We start from the raw sequence: 20564 nt of genomic DNA, 5'->3' as shown, positions 1-20564 counted from the left end.
AGGGGAGCGGGCGTCGTCGTGCCCACGCGTATCGGACGGGCCATCGGCAGTGAGGTTCCGCTTGACTTTGGTCGTCGGTCGACGCACCCTGTGATCACACGGTAGTGACACGAGTCACCCGCGCGGTTCCTCACCGGCGAGGCACCTGCGGGGCCGACTCGCACGACGCGGTCCTCGGTGCCCCCGCACCGGGACCTCCACCGACGCGTGGCTCCCACGCATGGCAGCACTGCAGACAGGTCGAGCGCAGCGTCGCGCCCCACCTGACGTCCCGTGCACCTCGGCCGCCGGCGGACGGCCACGCCACGCCCTCGGGCTGTAGCGGCCGGTCGCTGCGTGCCCCCACCGAACGGAGATCACGGGATGTCTGCACACGCACAACCGCTCTCGAGCCGGCGCGCACCGCACCGCCGCAGGTTCGTCGCCATGGTCGCCGTCGGCGCCCTGCTGGCGTACCTCGTGCAGGCCATCGCGCTGCCGGTGCCGCGCGCCGAGGCCGTCCCGGTCGGCTCGGGGAGCTACGCGGAAGGCACGCCGACCGGCGGGGCGGTGCCCACCGAGTGCAACAACACCCCGGTGACCAACCCGCGGGCGCACGTGACGTCGAACTTTCCCGCGGGCGCCCTGCCCACCAACGACTGGTGGACGTCCCTGCTGTGGCGCAAGTTCAACTGCGACTCCGTATCCGAGAACCTCATGGCGCACCCGCTCGCGTTCCACGCGTTCACCAACGGTCTCGGCGTGAGCTACCCGACCACGCCGAGCATCTCGGGCACGTCGACCGGCGTGGGGGAGTACCACTACGGCTACGCCGAGGACTTCCGGCTCGGCATCGCCGGGCTGACGGCGGACGGCAAGGTCGACGGCTACTCCGACTGGACGGTCAGCGAGCTGTGGAGCAACGGCGGCAGCAGCCTGCGCACGACGTTCGGCCACGGGCTGCCGTTCGTGTACGCGACCAAGACCGGCGGCAACGCGACCCTGACCGGGACGGCCGCGCCGACCGTCTGGTCGACGGGCAACGGTGCGATCGGCTACACGATCAACGGCCACGACTACGCCGCGTTCGGGCCGGCCGGCTCCACCTGGACGGTGTCCGGGAACACCATCAGCTCCTCGCTGTACGGGGGGTCGTTCTTCTCCGTCGCCGTGCTGCCCACGTCGTCGAGCAGCAGCAACGCCGACCGGACCGCGGCGCTGAACGCGTACGCGCCGTACGCCCACAACCACGTGACCGGCACCAAGGTCTCGTGGTCGTACAACGAGGCCACCGCCAAGATGACGGCCACGTACGCGTTCACGACCACCGCGCGCCAGGGCTCCGGCACGGGCACCGTCTACGCGCTCTACCCGCACCAGCGTGACCACCTCACCGGGGCCACGCTCAGCGGCTACTCCTACGTCTCACCGCGCGGCCCGATGCGGGTGGTCGTCGGCAGCTCGCAGTTCCAGACGGTCTCGACGTTCAACGGCGTCCTGCCGCAGCTGGCCAACACGGGCTTCCCCGCGGGTTCGGCGGACGCCAACCAGCTGAACGGCTACATCTCCCAGGTGGCGTCCGGAGACCCGTTCGCCGGCTTCGGCGATGACACGTACTGGACGGGCAAGGCGTTCGGGCGGGCCTCGCAGGTCGCGCACATGGCCAACCTCACCGGCAACACCTCGGCGCGCGACAGCCTCGTCGCCGCCATGCGGACCCGGCTCACGGACTGGATGACCGCGTCACCCGGAGAGACCACCCGGTCGTTCTGGTACAACCCGTCGTGGGGGACGCTCATCGGCTATCCCGCGTCGTACGGCTCCGACACGGACCTGAACGACCACCACTTCCACTACGGCTACTACGTGGTCGGCGCGGCCACGGTGGCGCAGTTCGACCCGTCATGGGCGGCCGAGTCCGCCTACGGGGGCATGGTCAACACCGTCATCAAGGACGCGGCGAACTGGGACCGCACCGACACCCGTTTCCCGTTCTTGCGCGACTTCGACATCTATGCCGGTCACGACTGGGCCTCCGGGCACGGAGCCTTCGCCGCCGGGAACAACCAGGAGTCGTCGTCCGAGGGCATGAACTTCGCCAGCGGGTTGATCCAGTGGGGCCAGGTGACCGGCAACAAGGCCGTCCGTGACCTCGGCATCTACCTGTACACGACCCAGGCGTCGGCCATCGAGAACTACTGGTTCGACACCGACGACGAAGCGTTCCCCGCGGCGTTCGGGCACTCGACGGTCGGCATGGTCTGGGGTGACGGTGGCTCCTACTCGACCTGGTTCAGCGCAGAGCCGGAGATGATCCAGGGCATCAACCTGCTGCCGAGCACGGCGGGACACCTGTACCTCGGGTACAACCCGTCCTACATCGGGCGCAACATCGCCGAGCTGGAACGCAACAACGGCGGCCCGGCCACGGTCTGGCAGGACATCATCTGGGAGTTCCAGGCGTTGGCGGACGCCCCCACCGCGCTCGCGCAGTTCCGCTCCCAGGCGGGCACCTACGCGGTCGAGGAGGGCGAGTCCCGGGCGCACACGTTCTACTGGCTCAAGAACCTGTCCGGCCTCGGCACGGTCGACCGGTCCGTCACGGCGAACACCCCGCTGCACGCGGTGTTCGTGAAGAACGGCGTCCGGACGTACCAGGCGGCCAACATGAGCGGCTCGGCGATCACCGTGACCTTCTCCAACGGTGTGACGCTCGCCGTGCCCGCGCGCTCGGTGGCCAGCTCGAACACGTCGGCGCCGACGGACACGACCGCTCCGACGACCCCCGGGAACCTGACCGCCTCGGGCACGACGGCCGGCTCCACCAACCTGTCGTGGTCCGCGTCCACCGACAACGTGGGCGTCAGCGGCTACGAGGTGCTCCGCAACGGCTCGGTGGTCGGCACGGCGTCCGGGACCAGCTACACGGCCTCCGGGCTGTCGGCCTCGACGACGTACTCGTTCACCGTCCGTGCCCTGGATGCCGCGGGGAACCGCTCCTCGAGCAGCACCGCGGTCTCCGTCACCACGTCCGCAGGCGGCGGCGACACCACGGCACCGTCCGGGCCCACCGGCCTCGGCGCGTCCGGCACCACGTCGAGCGCGACCACGCTCGCGTGGTCCGCGTCCACCGACAACGTCGGGGTCGCCGGCTACGAGGTGCTGCGCGGCACGACCGTCGTCGGCACGACGGCGAGCCGCACGTTCGCGGTGACCGGGCTGCAGCCGTCGACGGCGTACACGTTCACCGTCCGGGCCTACGACGCGGCGGGCAACCGATCCGGCGCCAGCGGCGCGGTGACCGTCACCACCGCGGCCGCGACGACAGGCGTCGACGCCACGTCGCGCATCCAGGCGGAGGCGTACAACGGGATGGCGGGAGTCGCCAAGGAGGCGACGTCCGACACCGGAGGCGGCGAGAACGTCGCCTGGATCGCCAACGGCGACCACCTCCGGTTCGACAACGTGAACTTCGGGACCACCCCGAGGCGCACGTTCAGCGCGCGGGTCGCGTCCGGAGCGGCGGGCGGGGTCAGCGGGCTGGTCAACGTCCGGCTGGACAGCCTCACGGGCCCGTCCATCGGCAGCTTCGCCATCGCCAGCACCGGCGGCTGGCAGAGCTGGCAGACGATCCCGGCCAACATCCAGGGCACGACGGGCACCCACACCGTCTACCTGACGTTCGACTCGGGACAGCCGGCGGACTTCATGAACCTCAACTGGTTCACGTTCCAGTAGCGGACCCTCGTGGCCCGGCGGCGCCGACGTGCCGCCGGGTCACGCGTGTCAGGTGGAGTCCCGTGCGACGACGTGCAGGACGTCGCTCGGCAGCGCGGGGGGATCGACCCCGTCGTCGAGCGCAGCGAGCACGGCGGCGGCGAGGTAGCTCGCCTGCGCGTCGATGGCCTGCCACACGGTGGTCAGCGCCGGTGCGGCGAGCCGGGCCGCCGGGATGTCGTCCACGCCGATGACCGCCACGTCGTCCGGCGTGCGCAGACCCTCGGCCCGCAGGCCGGCCAGCACGGCCAGGGCCACCTCGTCGTTGTACGCGGCCACGGCGGTGACCGGGTCCGGGCTCGCGCGCCATTCGCGTGCGGCCGCGGCACCGGAGGGGACGTCGAGGTCCACGACCTGCACGGAGGGCGGGCGCAGGCCGAGGCGCTCGCACTCCTGCACGACGCCTGCGAGTCGCCGGTCGGCGAACGCGGCGAGGCGGTCGTCGCGGGGCGAGGCGTACCCGATCACACGGTGACCGCGCTCGGCGAGGTGCTCGACCTGCAGCTGGCCGATCCGGGTCTGCGGGACGGCGAACGTCCAGGGGTCGGCATCCTCGTCCAGCGTGCTGCCGACCACACGGATGCCCGCCTGCCGCATGGCGCGTGCATCGTCCTCGGCGAACGGCGAGAGCCCGAGCACCGCCCGCGGGGTGACGGCCCGCCACAGCTCGGCGAGGGGCCGCGGACCGCGGGCCTGGTGCACCAGGACGGAGAGGCCGCGCTCGGCCAGCTGGGTGGTGAGGTGGTCGATCAGCGTGTCGATGACCGGGCCGATCGTCCAGTCCGGCACCACGCACAGGACCAGGTCGCTGCGTCCGGAGCGCAGCGTGCGGGCTGCAGCCGAGGGGGTGTAGCCCAGCCGCGCGGCCGCGTCGCGGACGCGCTGGCGCGTGGACTCGGGGATCGTGACGCCGTCCTTGCCGTTCAGGACGTAGCTCACGGTCGTTCGCGAAACCCCGCTCTCACGCGCCACATCGGCACTCGTCAACCGTGGCACGGACAGTCCCCTCCCAGCACAGGTCCCGCCAACCCTAGTCCGCCGTGCCCCACGCCGGTGGGCGCCGACCTCAATCGATTGACACGCGCAGCACCGCGGACAAAGGTGCAGAAAACGGTACCGGGCCGCGGTGCGGCAGCGCAGGAGGACACATGAGTCAGACGGGACCGACCGGCGTCATCGACCCCCGGTACGGGGACCCGTCGGCCACCCCACCGCCGTGGGCGGACATCGAGCGCCGCCTTCAGGACGCGGGCCTCTACTGGATCGTGACGGTCCGCGCCGACGGGCGCCCGCACGCCGTCCCGCTGGTGGGCGTGTGGCACGAGGGGGCATTCGCCTTCTGCACCACGGCACAGGAGCAGAAGGTGCGCAACCTCGACGGCAACCCGTCCGTCGCGGTGACCACGGGGACCACGGGCGCCGGCCGCTGGGACAGCGGGGTCGAGCTGGTGATGGAGGGCGAGGTCGCGCGGGTGACCGACCCGGACCGGCTGCAACGGCTGGCCGACGCCTGGTTCGCCAAGTACGGCGACGACTGGAGGTTCGAGGTGCGCGGCCAGGGGTTCGTCGAGGCGAGCGAGGCGGCTGCGACGGACGAGACCGCACCCGTCTACCGGCTCGCGCCCGGCAAGGTCCTCGCGTTCGGCGGGGGGCACGGCCAGACGGCGTACCGGTTCTGAGGGTCGGCTCAGGTCGGCGGGCAGGGGCAGGGGAGTCAGCAGGTCGAGTTCGTCTGCGTGAGCAGGCCCAGGCGCCACGGGAGCTCGTTGTAGTCGGCCGAGGCGTTGGGGTCCATGCCCTGGTAGAGGTACCGCAGGTCACACGGGCTGATCTCCATCGTCTGGTCGGTGCCGGAGCGGATCATCTCGCCGTGGCTGATGTCCCGCGTCCACGCCCCGGCCGGGAACGTCACGTTGTTCGCCCGGGCGAACGGGTTGGCCTCGGTGTCCGCAAGCGCCGTCCACGAGCCCCTGATCGAGGGCGCCGTCCACGACCGGAAGTACCGCTTGCCGTCGGTACCGATCGCCTCGTGCACCATGAGCCAGCTGTCCTGACCGGCGACCTTGTAGATGTTGGCCGCCTCGAACAACCGGTACCGGTCCGGGTCCTGCATCGCGATCACGGTGTTGGTGAACCCGTTGGGGAAGCTCGCCAGGGTCGTCTCGGACCGGTACAGGTGACCGTTGTCGTCCGACGAGAACAGGTAGCACGTCGTCGTGTCGCAGACCGTCCAGAAGTCCACCCAGTAGCCGTTGCCGATGTTGTCGGTGATGATCTGCGGCTGCGCGGAGTAGAAGTTCTTCGGCGCCGACCAGGACGCCGGGTCGGAGATGGTGGACGTCGTCGAGTACGAGCCGCCCGCGCCGGTCTGGTAGACGAGGTACCAGAGGTTCTGCGGGGCGAAGAAGAAGACCTGGGGCGCCGCGCGGTACCCCGTCCCGATCGCCGACCGGTCGAGGTAGTACGGGGTGGCGGCCGAGGCCTGGGACCAGTCCGTGAAGCTCGTGTAGATCAGGTTGTAGCCGCCGGCGTAGATGGACGCGAAGACGTGCCACCTCCCGTCGGCGTACACGACGCTCGGGTCCTTGACCGAGACCGGGTTGTGCGAGCCGTCCGGCTTCGGGCCGATGATCGCCCCGGTGGAGGACCAACGGAAGCTCGACGGGAGCGCGCCGGTCGGGTTGGTCGGGCTCTCGGTCGGCGTGGGTTCGGTGGTCGGCCCAGGCGTCGGGGCCACGCGTCCGTCGCACAGGACCCCGTTGAGCCGGAAGCTCGTCGGCGCCGGGTTGGCTCCGCTGTACGAGCCGTTGAACCCGAACTCGACGGTCCCGCCCGTGGCGATCCGCGGGTTGTAGTCGACGTTGCGCGCCGTCACCTGGCTGCCGTTCTGCGTCACGGCGGCGCTCCAGGCCTGGGTGACGGACTGGTTCCCGGGGAAGGCCCAGGTGAGCGTCCACCCGTTGATCGCGACGCCGAGGTTCGTGATCCGGACGTTCGCGGTGAAGCCGTTCTGCCACTGGCTCGGCGCGGCGTAGGTGACCGAGCAGCCCGTGCCCGGGTTCGACGTGGGCGCGGGCGTCGTCGGCTCAGGGTTCGGTGTCGTCGGGTTGGGGGTGGTCGGGTTCGGTGTGGTCGGGTTCTGCGTGGGCGGTGCGGCGTTGAGGGCGTTCAGGACGGAGGTGTAGGCGGCCTTCTTGTTGCCGGAGGCGTCGAAGAGCAGGGGGTTGGCTCCGGTGCGCCAGGAGTCGGAGTCGCGCACGCCCCACACGGTGATGCCGGTGCAGCGTGAGACGGCGAGGCAGGCGTTGGTCACGGCCGCGTACATGTTGGCCTGGTTGCCACCCTGCTGGATGTCGAGCTCGGTGATCTGCACGTCCACGCCCAGGTCGGCGAAGCGTTGCAGGTTGGCCTGGAAGTCCCCGGGCATGCTCGTGCCGAGGTGGGCCTGGAACCCGACGCAGTCGATCGGGACGCCGCGGGACTTGAAGTCGCGGACCATGTTGTAGATGCCGGTGGACTTCGCGTTGATGCCGTCGGTGTTGTAGTCGTTGTAGCAGAGCTTGGCGCCGGGGTCGGCGGCGCGGGCGGCGCGGAACGCGGCCTCGATCCAGTCGTTGCCGGTGCGCTGCAGGCTCGAGTCGCGACGGCTGCCGCGACCGTCGTCGGCGAAGGCCTCGTTGACCACGTCCCAGGAGTGGATCTTGCCGCGGTAGTAGGTCGCGACCTTGGTGACGTGGTTGATCGCGGCGTTGCGCAGGGCGCTGCCGGACAGGTTCTGCGCCCAGCCGGGCATCTGGGCGTGCCACAGCAGGGCGTGGCCGCGGACCCGCTTGCCGTTGCTGCGGGCCCAGTTCACGATCTGGTCGCCGCGGCTGTAGCTGAACTGGTTCTGGTTCGGCTCGGTGGCGTCCCACTTCATCTCGTTCTCGGCCGTGATCATGTTGAACTCACGGTTCGCGATCCCGATGTACGTCGAGTCACTCATCCGACCCGCCGCGATCGCGGTGCCGTAGTACCGGCCGCTCTGGGCGGCGGCGGCGCCGAGCGTGCTGGCGGCGGCCTGGGCCGGCAGGGCGGCGACCACGCCGGCGAGTGCGGTGGCGGCGGCGAGCGTCACGGCGACGAGCGCGTGCCGCCGGCGCGGGGGTGTGGTGGTCATCCGGCACCTCTCCTCGAAGGCCTGGGCGTCGTCGGCAGGCGGGTGGGCTCCCGCCAGGGACGTCCTCATCGGCCGTGTGAACGCTCACACTGGTGGACCTCGGACCGGGCGGCCAGGTCCCGAAACGATTTACACCGGTGTACCGCGGAGCCGGGAGCGAGCACTCTCGGCGTCGGCACGTGGCGCGAGGCGCCCCGGTGCAGCGGGCGGCGAGGGTGGAGGAGGGGCCGTGACGACGATGGCGGACGTCGCACGGCACGCCGGGGTGTCGGTGAAGACCGTCTCGAACGTCCTCAGCGGGTACCCGCACATCCGGGACGCGACGAGGGAGCGCGTGCTCGCCGCCGTCGACGCGCTCGGCTACGAGATCAACGTGACGGCCAGGATCTTCCGCTCCGGCCGCAGCGGGGTGGTCGGTCTGGCCGTCCCCGAGGTGGGGCAGCCGTACTTCGGCGAGCTCGCCGACGAGGTCCTCGAGGCCGCGCGTCGGCACGGGCTCCAGGTGCTCATCGAACCGACGGGGTTCACCCGGGACGGCGAGCTGGCGGCGCTGCGGGTGCCCCGGCGCGGCCTGCTCGACGGGCTGATCTTCAGCCCCGCCGCCCTCGTCCAGAGCGACGCGCATCTCCTGGAGGGACTCGGCTACCCACTCGTGCTGCTGGGCGAGCAGCTGTTCTCGTCGAGCGTGGACCACGTGAGCATGCACAACGTCGAGGGGGCGCGGGCGGCGACGGACCTGCTCCTGGACGCGGGGCGACACCGGATCGCCGTCCTCGGCATGCTCCATGCCCGGACCGCCGGGTCGGCGTCCTTGCGCTTCTCCGGCTACCGCGACGCACTGGCGGCTCGGGGGATAGACGTCGACAGCCGGCACCTCGGCTGGGCGGACGACGGCTGGCACCGCGCCAACGGCGCCCGCGCCATGGCCCAGGTGCTCGACTCCGGCGCCCCCGTCGACGGCGTGGTCGCCTTCAACGACGCACTCGCCATCGGGGCCATGCACGAGCTCCAGACGCGTGGGCTGGCCATCCCGCAGGACGTCGCAGTCGTCGGCTTCGACGACATCGAGGACTCCCGCTTCTGCGTGCCGACGCTCACCACGATCGACCCCGGCCGCCGCGAGATCGCGGAGGTCGCCGTCGAGATCCTGCACCGTCGGGTGCAGGAACGTCTCGGCCCGGGGAGGCCGCAGCCTCCCGTGCTGCACCGCGCGGGTATGCGCCTGGTCCAGCGGGAGAGCACGCCGACGCGCCGCGCCGGGGCGTGACTTCACCGTGGTCCCTGCGGGCAGGCGTACTGTCACCCTCCGTGACCGAGGACACGGGGCCGGACGCGGCGAAGGTCGGCCCACGAGGCAGGTCGGTACGCAGCACGCACCTCTTCACGATCGACGCGCTCCTGGGACCGGTCGTGGACGTGGGACAGACCCCCACCGGACACCGCCGGGTGATCCCCGTCGTCGGCGGGACGGTGTCCGACGGTCTGCAGGGGACCGTGCTCCCGGGCGGCGCGGACTGGAATCTCGAGCGCGCCGACGGCTCCACCGAGCTGTGGGCCCGGTACGAGATCCGGCTCGCCGACGGCGCGGTCGTCTCCGTCACCAACGCCGCGGTGCACGCGCCCGACGCGCCGGCTCCCATCCTCACGACACCGCGGTTCGACGTCGGCGCCGACGGCCCGGTCTACCTGCGCACAGGCGCCTTCCTGGGCCTGCTCACACCGCGGCTGGACGAGGGCCGGGTCCGCATCGAGATCCACCGGCTGAGCGCGGCGCCCTGACGGCCCTCCGCGGTCGGTACGCCGCGCCCCGATAGTTGCGAGACGCCGAACAGGCGTGCCCCGATCCGGGCCGCCGTCTGCTCCCTCATCGCCCAGATGGCGGCCTTCTACACCGGTGTACTTCACCCGTCCGGGTGATAAACCGTTTCGGAAAAACTATCGAAACCTTCGCGTCGGGATCTGCTCTTGACCCGATCTTGCAGCCCGGCCAAAGGTGTGGCGCCGGCGACCAGCCGGGCAGGACCATCGAGGAGGATCAATGACGACCCCACCACTGCGCCAACGCGGCCGTATCGCCGCCGCTGTGGGCGGCCTCGCTGTGGCGGCCCTGACGGTGACGCTCGCCGTGCCGGCCGCCGCCGCGGGCAGCACGCTGCAGGCGGCCGCAGCCGAGACCGGTCGCTACTTCGGTACCGCGATCGCGGCGAACAGGCTGAGCGACACCACGTACTCGACCATCGCGAACCGTGAGTTCAACATGATCACGGCCGAGAACGAGATGAAGATGGACGCGACGGAGCCGTCGCAGAACCAGTTCAACTACAGCAGCGGCGACCGGATCGTCAGCTGGGCCCGGCAGAACGGCAAGCAGGTGCGTGGGCACGCGCTGGCCTGGCACTCGCAGCAGCCCGGCTGGATGCAGAACATGTCCGGCACCGCCCTGCGCAACGCGATGCTCAACCACGTCACACAGGTGGCCACCCACTACAGGGGGCAGATCCACAGCTGGGACGTGGTGAACGAGGCCTTCGCCGACGGCGGGTCCGGCGGGCGCCGCGACTCCAACCTGCAGCGCACCGGCAACGACTGGATCGAGGCCGCGTTCCGGGCAGCCCGTGCCGCGGACCCGGCGGCGAAGCTCTGCTACAACGACTACAACACCGACAACTGGTCCCACGCCAAGACGCAGGGCGTCTACAACATGGTCCGGGACTTCAAGTCCCGCGGCGTGCCCATCGACTGCGTCGGGTTCCAGGCGCACTTCAACTCGGGCAACCCGGTGCCGTCCAACTACGACACCACGCTGCGGAACTTCGCCGCCCTGGGCGTCGACGTGCAGATCACCGAGCTGGACATCGAGGGCTCGGGGAGCTCGCAGGCCCAGCAGTACCAGGGGGTCGTCCAGGCGTGCCTGTCCGTGGCGCGCTGCACCGGCATCACCGTGTGGGGTGTGCGGGACAGCGACTCGTGGCGCGCCTCCGGCACGCCGCTGCTGTTCGACGGCTCGGGCAACAAGAAGGCGGCCTACACCAGCGTGCTCAACGCGCTGAACGCGGGCGGGACCACCACCCCCGACCCGACGACGCCGCCGCCCACCACGCCGCCGCCCACCACCCCGCCGCCGACCACGCCCCCGCCGACCACCGGCGGAAGCTGCACCGCGACCTACTCGGAGGGACAGAAGTGGGGTGACCGCTTCAACGGGACGGTGACCATCCGCGCGAACACGAACATCAGCGGCTGGAGCTCGACGGTCACGGTGAGCAGCCCGCAACGGATCATCGCCACCTGGAGCGGTTCGCCGACGTGGGACTCGTCCGGCAACGTGATGACGATGCGACCGAGCGGTAGCGGCGCCCTCTCCGCCGGTCAGACCGCGTCCTTCGGGTTCACGGTCCAGCACAACGGCAACTGGAGGTGGCCCGCCGTGACCTGCACGGCCTCCTGACCCGGACCTCGGGTCGTCGCACACGACGCGCAGCGGGCGCGGCACCGGTCGGTGCCGCGCCCGCTGTCGCGTCAGCAGCAGCGGCCCTGCGGGTTCGCGTCCTGGCGGTCCGCCCGGTCGCGCCAGAACGCCCGCTCCGTCATCACCGGCCGCGGGTCGTCGGGGTGGGTCGCCCTCATGTGCGCGACGTACTTGTCGTACGCGTCCTGGCCGACCAGACCGTGGACGTACCAGGCGAGCCGGTGCCCCGCCCGGCGCGCGCCCTCGAGCGCGCGCATCAGTGGTGCCCCGCCGGGACCCTGCCGGGCAGGTCCGCCCACTGCCGTTCGAGCTCCTTCTCGGCAGGCGTGGCGATCCAGCCGGACGGTGCGAAGGTCCGCGACGGCACAGCGGGATCCTCGCTGCTCGGGCCGCCGCCGGCACGGAAGGACTTCACGGTGGCCCACAGCGCGGTGAGGATCACGATGATCGCCAGCGAGACGAACACGATGGACAGGACGCCCTGGATCATCGTGTTGCGGACCACCGCCTCCATCGCCGCGACGCTGGTGGCGGTGCCGAACTGCGTCTCTCCGGCTGCGAGAGCGTCGGAGAAGGCCCTGTTCTGAGCGAAGTACCCGATGGACGGGACCGACGAGAAGATCTTGTACATCGACGCCGTGATCGTGACCGCCGACGCGAAGGCGAGCGGCAGCGCGACGATCCACAGGTACCGGAACGTGCCCTGCTTGGCGACGATGGCCAGACAGACGGCGAGCGCGATCGCCGCGAGGAGCTGGTTCGCGATGCCGAACAGCGGGAACAGCGTGTTGATGCCGCCGAGGGGGTCGGTGACGCCCATCAGGAGGACCGCACCCCAGGCGCCCACCATGATCGCCGTCGCGATCCAGGCCCCCGGACGCCACGACGTCGCCTTGAACCGCGGGACCAGGTTGCCGATGCTGTCCTGCAGCATGAACCGGGCCACGCGGGTGCCGGCGTCGACAGCCGTGAGGATGAACAGCGCCTCGAACATGATCGCGAAGTGGTACCAGAACGACATCATCGAGGTACCGCCGATGAACCCGGACATGATGTTCGCGAGCCCGACGGAGAGCGTCGGGGCCCCACCTGTGCGGGACACGATCGACTCCTCGCCGACGTTCTCCGCGGTGGTGGTGAGCATGTCGGGCGTGAGGTTCACACCCTGCAGGCCGAGTCCGTTGACGAACGCGACCGCACCCTCGACCGTGCCGCCGGTGAGCGCCGCGGAGGAGTTCATCGCGAAGTAGATGCCGCGGTCGATGGAGAGCGCCGCGACGAGCGCCATGATCGCGACGAACGACTCCATGAGCATGCCGCCGTAGCCGATGAACCGGGTCTGGCGCTCCTTCTCCAGCAGCTTGGGCGTGGTCCCCGAGGCGATGAGCGCGTGGAAGCCCGACAGCGCACCGCACGCGATCGTGACGAACAGGAACGGGAACAGGGTCCCCGCGACGACGGGGCCGGTGCCCGAGGACGCGAACTCGCTGACCGCGGGCACGTCGATCTCCGGGCGGACGATGACGATCGCGACCGCGAGCATGACGATCGTGCCGATCTTCATGAACGTCGACAGGTAGTCGCGCGGGGCGAGCAGGAGCCACACCGGCAGGACCGCGGCGATGAAGCCGTAGATGATGATGCCCCACGCGATCGTGACCTTGTCGAGCAGGAAGAGCTCCGAGCCCCAGGCGGTGTCGGCGATCACGCCGCCGCCGACGATCGCGGCGATCAGCAGCACGAAGCCCATGATCGAGACCTCGGTGACCTTCCCCGGACGCAGGAAGCGCAGGTAGCACCCCATGAGGAGGGCGATCGGGATCGTCATCGACACGGAGAACACGCCCCACGGGCTCTCGGCCAGGGCGTTCACGACGACCAGCGCCAGGATCGCGATGATGATGACCATGATGACGAGGGTGGCGAGCTGGGCCGCAGTCCCGCCGACGACCCCCAGCTCGTCGCGGGCCATCTGACCCAGCGAGCGTCCGCCGCGTCGCATCGAGAAGAACATGACCAGGTAGTCCTGGACCGCACCCGCCAGGATCACGCCCACGATGATCCAGATCGTGCCGGGCAGGTAGCCCATCTGGGCGGCGAGCACAGGGCCGACCAGCGGTCCGGCGCCGGCGATCGCGGCGAAGTGGTGCCCGAAGAGCACCCGCCGGTCGGTCGCGACGTAGTCACGCCCGTCGGCCTTGTACTCGGCCGGGGTGGCGCGGCGGTCGTCGGGCCGCACCAGGTGTCTCTCGATGTACCTGGAGTAGAAGCGGAAGGCGATCAGGTACGAGCACACCGCCGCGAACACGAACCAGATGGCGTTGATCGTCTCGCCGCGGATGATCGCGATGATGACCCAGCTGACCCCGCCCAGCAGGGCGATGGCCACCCAGACCGCGATCTTCGCGGGTGTCCAGTGCCGTTCCTCCGCGGCCTGCACGGCGGGGTCGACGGCGACCGGGGGAAGGGTGGGGTCCTGCACGAGCGGTGTGCTGTCCTGCCGAGCGTCCATCTCTCCTCCTTGAGAATGGCGTGCGGGCCGGATGCTCAGCGCCGGGGCCGCTGCGCGGCCCGGGGCACCGGATCAGCCCCGGTAGCGGCGGGTACCGGTGCGACGCCCACTGTGGCGACGGCGCGGCGTGCACGGTGCTGGGCCACGGCCCGAGCGTAGGGGTGCGCGGCCGACGGCGCACGGGTGTGCCCGACCTCCGCGGGTCCCGCTCACAGGGTCGTCCGGCGGCGCAACGACGACGTCGGCGAGGCGGCCCGGAGCATCCTCTGCCGCCGGTACGGCACGCCCCCGGTGGCACGGAGCGCGAGGGCGACCCAGATGCAGACCGCCCGCTCCGCGAGCCAGACCGGGGCCCAACCGACCGAGGAGGCGGGGACGACGTCCGACCCCCTGTCGCGCCGGCGACCGCGCCAGGCGATCGCGGACACACCCGCGACGAGGGCCACCACGGGGCCGGGACGACGGCGCAGCAACGCCCACACGAGGGTCGGCAGGACGGCCGCCTCGGCGCACAGCCGGGCCGGCTGAGCGAGGCTGTCGTAGGCCTGCCGCACGCGTTGCGACCAGAAGTGCCGCACGGTCGGTGGGCGTCGCCGGACCCAGAGGTCGTCCGCGCGGATCTCGCGGCCGCCACCCGCCCGAACCGTCCGCAGCAGCTCCAGGTTCTCGAAGAGCACGTCACCGTCGTACCCGCCCGCACGCAGCACCGCGGACCGTCGGACGAGGAGCGTGCCGGGAAAGTCGGCGCCGAGCCCGCGGTTGACCAGCGACCGTGCCGTGTCCCAGCGCGCGTGCCACGGCATGGGCTCGAAGACGTTCTGCACGCGCACGACCTCACCGTGCTCGAGGAGTGCGACGGCCGCGCGCAGCTGGTCGGGCCGCCAGCGGACGTCGTCGTCGGCGATCACGACCGCCTCCTCGCGGGCGAGCCGAAGGCCGGTCATGACCCCGGCGACCTTGCCGTTGCGTCCGGGCCAGGGCGCTGGTCGCACGTGCTGCACCGCCTCCGACCACCGCCGGGCGTGCTCCTGGAACAGGCCGTCCGGCGACCCGTCGACCACGACGACCGGCAGATGGCGGGCGATCATCACCAGGTAGTCGGTCAGCTCGTCGAGCTCGTCGTCGTGTTCCCAGCGCAGCGGAAGCACGTACTGCGCTCGCAGGCCGTCCGCTGCGGTCTCAACGGCCATCTGCATGCCGAGGCTCGACGTGGGACCGGTCCGACCCGAGGCGATCCCTCACGACGCGGCCTGTGCGAGGTGGTGCAGGTCCCGCTTGGCCTGCCGCCGGGCGTGGAGCTGCCGGAGGCTCGACGCGCAGGCGGGCACGCGGTCAGGCGCGCCGGTGAGGACCAGCCGGGTGCTGTCCCGGTGCGGGATCAGGTGCGCCGTGGCGCGGTACGTGATGTCCGCCCAGCGTGCCCTGCCGCGCAGGCCGAACTGTGCGGCGGCGAGCAGTGCGCGCCACACCACGTACGGCGGGGCGGCGGCACAGTCGGTCCGGCTGACGATGTCCTTGGTCACAGCAGGCGTCCGTTCGGTTCTTGCCACGGCCACGTGCTCAAGCCGGTTCCAGGATCGCACGCCTCCCCGACGGCCGCCAGGACCGGCCGGTCAGCCAGCTGCCGGGCAGGGCGGGGGACCGGTCGCCGGGGCCGTGACCGGGCGCGGTCACCTCAGTGGGCGGCGCGCCCTCCGGTAGGCGGGCAGCCGCAGGGCCGCTGCCCACGGGTAGGTGCCCAGGCCGGCCGGGGCGTGCAGCACCGGGTCGAACCGGATCCCCTCCGGGTCCACGGCCGACGCGGTGAGCCGGCCCCACCGGTGCCACGGGCCCCCCGCGCGTGCGGACAGCAGCACCACGTCGACGACCGGGGCGTCACCTCCGCGTGCCGCGGCGGTCGGGCACGCCGCGAGCAGCACTGGCCCCTCGCCGGTGCGGAACGGCATGACGGAGGTGAACCAGCCCGACCAGGCGCCCCGCCGAGGCGACAGCACGAACCGGCCGAGCCGCCCGTTGCCCGTGGAGGACAGGAGCACGTCGCTGAGGCGGCCGTCCTCCTGCCAGCGGAACGCCAGCCCGTGCACGTCCGGCCACGGGGGTGGCAGGCCGGCGGCGCGTGACACCCGGACGAGCGCGGGGCCCACGTACGCCGGCCGTGCGCCCGGAGCATCCGGGTCGGCGTCGATCCGCAGCGTCCCCCGCAGCACCGTGCCGCGCGGGTGCAACGGCCGGCCGCCACGGCGCAGCCGTGCCGCCGCGCCGACGAGCACACCGAGGAACGCGCCCAGGGACCGGGACAGCACCGGGGGCCTACCGGATCCTCGGGAGAGCCTGGTCGGCCGTGAGCACGGTCGCGAACAGGTCCCCTCGCTGTGCGATCCGGTCCGGGACCGTGCGCAGGGTGAACGCGTCGGGCCGGAGCCACGGCTCGTCGAGCTCGTCCCAGGCGATGGGTGCGGAGACCGGCGCACCGGCCGCCGCCCGCGGGCTGTACGGGGCGACGAGCGTCTTGTTGATCGCGTTCTGGGTGTAGTCCAGGCGCGCCTGTCCACCGCGCTCGCGCACCTCCCACCGCCAGCTGACCAGGTCGGGGACGACCTTGCCGACGGTGCGCGACAGGGTCTGCACCCAGGCTCGGGTGTCGTCGAAGGTGGGGCCGGTGGCGATGGGGACCCAGATCTGGATGCCTCGCCGCCCGGTCAGCTTGGGCTGGGCGCGGACGCCGAGGTGCTCGAACGCGTCGCGGTGCAGCCGGGCGAGCAGGAGCACGTCCTGCCAGGACGTCGAGGTGCCCGGGTCGATGTCGATCAGGGCGTACGTGGGCAGGTGCGGGTCGGCCGTCCGGGAGGTCCACGCGTGCCACTCGAGGGCGCCGAAGTTGGCCGCCCACACCAGTGCGGCCGGTTCGTCGACCACCAGGTAGGTGGTCGTCTCCCCGGGGTCGGCCTCGGGGTTCACCCAGCGCCCCACCCACGCCGGTGCGTGCTCGGGCAGCTGCTTGTGCCAGAACCCCTTGTGGGCCGCGCCCTGCGGGAAGCGGTGCATGTTGAGGGCGCGGCCGCGCAGGTAGGGGAGCGCGACGGGCGCGACGAGCGCGGCGTAGCGGACGAGCTCCCGCTTGGTCACGGGCTCCTCTCGGTCGCGTGCGGGGAACAGCACCTTGTCGAGGTTCGTCAGCCGGAGGCGCCGGCCGAAGACGTCCCAGGTGCCGGCCGGGCCGAGGTCGTCCAGGGCGGCGAGCTCGTCGGCCGTGGGCGGCGCGACGGGCTCGGGGTGCAGGTCGATGGAAGCCTCCGCCGCGGGCAGGTCGGAGCGCCACAGCCGGTCGGGGTCCGCCTGGACCTCGTCGTTCGTGCGCCCGCTCAGGACGGACCGCGGATGATCCTCCGCGTCCCACCCCGGGACGGCGTGCTCGTCGCGCTTGTGCAGCAGGAGCCACTGCTCCTTGCTGCCGTCGTCGGCCCCGTCCCGCCGCACCAGGACGACGTGCCCGCGGAGCTTGGAGCCGTGCAGCACGGCGTGCAGCTCGCCGCCGGCCACCTCGGCGGCGGGGTCCTGGGTCTTCGTGGGCTCCCACGTGCCGCGGTCCCAGACGATGACGTCACCGCCGCCGTACTCGCCCGCCGGGATCACGCCTTCGAAGTCGGCGTACTCCAGCGGGTGGTCCTCGACGTGGACAGCCATGCGCCGCACCGCGGGGTCGAGCGTCGGGCCGCGAGGGACCGCCCAGCTGACCAGGACGCCGTCGATCTCGAACCGCAGGTCGTAGTGCAGGCGGCGCGCGCGATGGCGCTGCACGACGAACCGGCGCGCGGTCGCCGGAGCGGTACCCGCACGGGCACCGGCCGGCTCCGGCGTGCGGCTGAAGTCGCGCATCGACCGGTACGTCTCGAGCGACCCGGTGCCGGGACCGCGCTCTCGCTCCACCTGTCACCCGTCTCCCTGCGCGATGGCTGCCTCGCTGCGCCACCCGGAGGTCCCGATTGTCCTGAGATCGGCGCGAACGTGCGACCGGACGCCCCGGTCGCGGCCGCCGCCGGGCTGTCCTAGCCTGCTGGCACGCAGCCCCACAGGTCGGTCCCGTCACCGGTCGACCCGGCGGATCCCCCAGGTTCGGCAATGAGCCGGGCGATCGGGATCCGTCCACGTGTGCAGCGCCGGAGGACATGTGACTACCCCGACGTCGATGGCCCTGGGCCAGTTCTCGTTCTCGCCCGATGCGCCTCGATGGCTCTGGTCGGATGCGATGTACACGTTGCACGGCATGGAACCGGGCGACGTCGTGCCGACCCGCGAGCTGTTCCTCAGCCACGTTCATCCCGAGGACCGCGGGCGGGTCGAGTACGCCCTGCACGCGAGCGTGGTGGAGCGGGTCCCGGCCGGCTGCGACTACCGGTTGGCCGACCTCTCCGGGGAGACGCGCGACGTCGTGATCGCCCTCGCACCCGCCCGGCCCGACGACCTGACGGCCACGGTGTCGGGGGTGCTCATCGACGACTCGACGCGCCAGCGCGAGGCGATCTCCGCGGGCGTCAACGCCGAGCTCCAGCGAGCCCTGGAGTCGCACGCGGTCATCGACCAGGCCAAGGGCGCCCTCATGCTCGTCTACGGGGTAGACGCGGAGGAGGCGTTCCAGATGTTGCGATGGGCCTCCCAGCAGCGCAGCGTCAGGCTCCGGGTGCTGGCCGAGCGGCTGGTCGGGGCCGTGCGGTCGTTCGGCGGTATGGGTCCTCAGCTGAGGGCGAGGATGGATGAGACCTTCGTCGCCGTGCTCGAGGACGGCGATCTCCCGGTTCAGCGGACGACGGCCGAGCCCGTGCGTCTGTCGGTCGACCTCGCGGCGACGACGCCCACGCTGCGGGTGAGCGGGCGGGTCGACCTCGCGTCGCTGAGGGAGCTCGCCGGCGCACTGAGCAGGCTCACGGCCGCCGGCGAAGGCCGCGACGGCGTCGTCGTGGACCTGCGTGGCGTGCCCGTCGTGGGCGCCGCCGCACGGTTCGTCCTCGCGACCGCCAAGCGCCGTAACGAGGCGCGCGGTATCGCCATGCAGATCCTCGCCAGCCCGCATCTGCCGATGTCGCCGAGCCGCGCCTGGACGACGGAGGAGGACCGGCGGCCCCGGGGCACGCAGCGCGCGTCCGCCACGACCTCTCCCGGCGGGTGACCGGCCCGTCCGGCAGCCTGGGCGACCAGACTGCCGGACGGAGGGTCAGCGCCTCACAGGAACCACTGCTGGTTCGCGCCGCCGTGGCAGTCCCAGAGGTGGACGCGCTGCCCGTCGTGCACCGGTGTCCCGCCGACGGCGTCGAGGCAGCGGCCCGACTGGGGGTTCCGCAGCGTGCGCGTCGCGGAGTCGTAGGTCCACTTCTGGGCGCCGGTGCCGTTGCAGGTCCACAGCTGCACGACCGTGCCGTTGGCCGTGCCGCTGCCGCTCACGTCGAGGCACTTGCCGAGGGCGCGCACCGTGCCGTCCGCGGTGCGGGTCCACTGCTGTGCCGCGTTGCCGTTGCAGCCCGCCACCTGGATGGGGTTGCCGTCGTGGGTCTGCGCCCACGGCACGTCGAGGCACAGCGAGTTCGCGACGCGGACGGTGCCGGTGCCCGTGGGCAGTGAGCCACCACCGCCGCCACCGCCACCCGAGCCCGAGCCGTTGTCGTAGACGCGGACGTAGTCGACCTTCATCTGCTGCGGGAACTGGGTGGTGGCGTCGGGGTAGCCCGGCCACTGGCCGCCGACGGCGACGTTGAGGATGAGGAAGTACGCCTTGTCGAACACCCAGGGGTTGCCGCCGACGCTCGCGCGCGTGACCTGGTGGAAGACGTTGCCGTCCACGGACCACGTGATGGAGCCGGGCTTCCAGTCGACGGCGAACGTGTGGAACGTGTCGGCGAACGCCCAGTTCTGCGGGTGCTGGTAGGCACCGGTGATGCCGGCACCGCCCGAGTAGCCGGGGCCGTGCACCGTGCCGTAGGTGCGGTGCGGCTCCTTGCCGACGTTCTCCATGATGTCGATCTCGCCCGACGACGGCCACGAGGTCTGCGGGAAGTCGGCGCCGAGCATCCAGAACGCCGGCCAGATGCCCTGGCCGCGGGGGATCTGGATGCGGGCCTCCACGCGGCCGTACGTCAGCTCCACCTTGTTGTTGCTCTGCAGCCGCGCCGACGTGTACGAGCCGTCGGCCTCGCGCCGCGCGGTGATGACCAGGTTGCCCTGCCCGTCGAGCGCCGAGTTGTTGCGGGACGTCGTGTAGTTCTGCAGCTCGGCGTTGCCCCAGCCGCCGGCGCCCGTGTCGTAGCTCCAGACGGACGAGTCCGGCGCGCTGCCCGCGGCACCGTTGAACTCCTGCGACCAGATGACGTCGCCGATCGCCGCCTGTGCAGGGGCGGCGGCCGAGGCGACGAGCCCGGCGGCGACGAGGGCGGCGGCGCCGAGAGCCGCGGTGAGTCGTCCTGCCGGTTGGTGGGGGGTGCGTGGGCGGGCGGGATGCATCGTTGCCTCCTGGAACCGGTCGCGATCGGACGGGCGCCGTGGTCGGCGTCGCCCGCATGACACGTGTCACCAACGCTGCGCCACGTGCGGGCGACCTGTTCGTCCGGGGCGAGAGTAACGACATGCATTACTGACTGGCAAGTAACCATTAACTGGCCGGGTGCGGGCCGAGAATGACG

15 protein-coding genes are annotated in these 20564 nt (G+C 71.7%); 6 read left to right on the top strand and 9 right to left on the bottom strand.

The features are described from left to right. Positions 1-363 precede the first annotated feature (363 nt). Complete coding sequence (locus tag KG102_RS09830) at positions 364-3717, top strand: glycosyl hydrolase (RefSeq protein ID WP_208289104.1); 3354 nt, start codon at positions 364-366, stop codon at positions 3715-3717. A gap of 48 nt (positions 3718-3765) precedes the next feature. On the opposite strand, the gene KG102_RS09825 is transcribed toward KG102_RS09830, so the two are convergent. After that, complete coding sequence (locus KG102_RS09825) at positions 3766-4728, bottom strand: LacI family DNA-binding transcriptional regulator (protein ID WP_256440275.1); 963 nt, start codon at positions 4726-4728, stop codon at positions 3766-3768. A 176-nt stretch (positions 4729-4904) separates the two neighbouring features. On the opposite strand from KG102_RS09825, the gene KG102_RS09820 reads away from it, so the two are divergent. Continuing rightward, positions 4905-5435, top strand: a complete 531-nt coding sequence (locus KG102_RS09820) for a pyridoxamine 5'-phosphate oxidase family protein (protein WP_208214341.1) — start codon at positions 4905-4907, stop codon at positions 5433-5435. 35 nt (positions 5436-5470) lie between these two features. On the opposite strand, the gene KG102_RS18980 is transcribed toward KG102_RS09820, so the two are convergent. Beyond that, positions 5471-7915 (bottom strand): non-reducing end alpha-L-arabinofuranosidase family hydrolase, encoded by a 2445-nt coding sequence (locus tag KG102_RS18980; RefSeq protein WP_213362990.1) that lies wholly within the window; start codon positions 7913-7915, stop codon positions 5471-5473. A gap of 238 nt (positions 7916-8153) precedes the next feature. Between KG102_RS18980 and KG102_RS09810 the strand changes: the two genes are divergently transcribed. The 3 genes from KG102_RS09810 to KG102_RS09800 all read left to right on the top strand — a co-directional run bounded on the left by KG102_RS09810 (position 8154) and on the right by KG102_RS09800 (position 11363). Further along, a complete protein-coding gene (locus KG102_RS09810; RefSeq protein WP_208289995.1) occupies positions 8154-9182 on the top strand; it encodes a LacI family DNA-binding transcriptional regulator in 1029 nt (342 codons plus the stop codon). 41 nt (positions 9183-9223) lie between these two features. Continuing rightward, the gene (locus KG102_RS09805) at positions 9224-9694 is read left to right on the top strand and encodes a DUF3237 family protein (protein WP_208289844.1); all 471 of its coding nucleotides are present in this window, start codon (positions 9224-9226) and stop codon (positions 9692-9694) included. A gap of 259 nt (positions 9695-9953) precedes the next feature. Beyond that, positions 9954-11363, top strand: a complete 1410-nt coding sequence (locus tag KG102_RS09800) for an endo-1,4-beta-xylanase (RefSeq protein ID WP_208213267.1) — start codon at positions 9954-9956, stop codon at positions 11361-11363. A 71-nt stretch (positions 11364-11434) separates the two neighbouring features. On the opposite strand, the gene KG102_RS09795 is transcribed toward KG102_RS09800, so the two are convergent. The 6 genes from KG102_RS09795 to ligD all read right to left on the bottom strand — a co-directional run bounded on the left by KG102_RS09795 (position 11435) and on the right by ligD (position 17823). Beyond that, positions 11435-11641, bottom strand: coding sequence for a YbdD/YjiX family protein (locus KG102_RS09795; RefSeq protein WP_208289845.1), 207 nt, complete (start codon positions 11639-11641; stop codon positions 11435-11437). Beyond that, positions 11641-13896, bottom strand: a complete 2256-nt coding sequence (locus KG102_RS09790) for a carbon starvation CstA family protein (RefSeq protein ID WP_208213269.1) — start codon at positions 13894-13896, stop codon at positions 11641-11643. The genes KG102_RS09795 and KG102_RS09790 overlap by 1 nt, the downstream gene beginning before the upstream one ends. Before the next feature lie 209 nt (positions 13897-14105). Then, positions 14106-15086 carry a glycosyltransferase gene (locus KG102_RS09785; RefSeq protein ID WP_208289846.1) on the bottom strand — a complete coding sequence of 327 codons (981 nt, stop codon included), beginning with the start codon at positions 15084-15086 and terminating at the stop codon, positions 14106-14108. 48 nt (positions 15087-15134) lie between these two features. Then, positions 15135-15419: a hypothetical protein gene (locus KG102_RS09780; protein ID WP_208289847.1), complete on the bottom strand. Its 285-nt coding sequence runs from the start codon at positions 15417-15419 to the stop codon at positions 15135-15137. A 147-nt stretch (positions 15420-15566) separates the two neighbouring features. Continuing rightward, positions 15567-16199: a hypothetical protein gene (locus tag KG102_RS09775; RefSeq protein WP_243884750.1), complete on the bottom strand. Its 633-nt coding sequence runs from the start codon at positions 16197-16199 to the stop codon at positions 15567-15569. A gap of 7 nt (positions 16200-16206) precedes the next feature. Then, the gene (gene ligD / locus KG102_RS09770; RefSeq protein ID WP_249667269.1) at positions 16207-17823 is read right to left on the bottom strand and encodes a non-homologous end-joining DNA ligase LigD; all 1617 of its coding nucleotides are present in this window, start codon (positions 17821-17823) and stop codon (positions 16207-16209) included. A gap of 241 nt (positions 17824-18064) precedes the next feature. Between ligD and KG102_RS09765 the strand changes: the two genes are divergently transcribed. After that, the gene (locus tag KG102_RS09765) at positions 18065-19060 is read left to right on the top strand and encodes an ANTAR domain-containing protein (protein ID WP_208289848.1); all 996 of its coding nucleotides are present in this window, start codon (positions 18065-18067) and stop codon (positions 19058-19060) included. Positions 19061-19113: 53 nt separating this feature from the next. On the opposite strand, the gene KG102_RS09760 is transcribed toward KG102_RS09765, so the two are convergent. Beyond that, positions 19114-20385, bottom strand: a complete 1272-nt coding sequence (locus tag KG102_RS09760; RefSeq protein ID WP_208289849.1) for a glycoside hydrolase family 16 protein — start codon at positions 20383-20385, stop codon at positions 19114-19116. Between the last annotated feature and the right edge of the window lie 179 nt (positions 20386-20564).

The organism is Cellulomonas fengjieae (assembly GCF_018388465.1).
In the GTDB taxonomy this organism is placed as follows: Bacteria; Actinomycetota; Actinomycetes; order Actinomycetales; family Cellulomonadaceae; genus Cellulomonas; species Cellulomonas fengjieae.
Note: the sequence above shows the minus strand (reverse complement) of the source record. Positions and strands in the feature narration are given on the sequence as shown.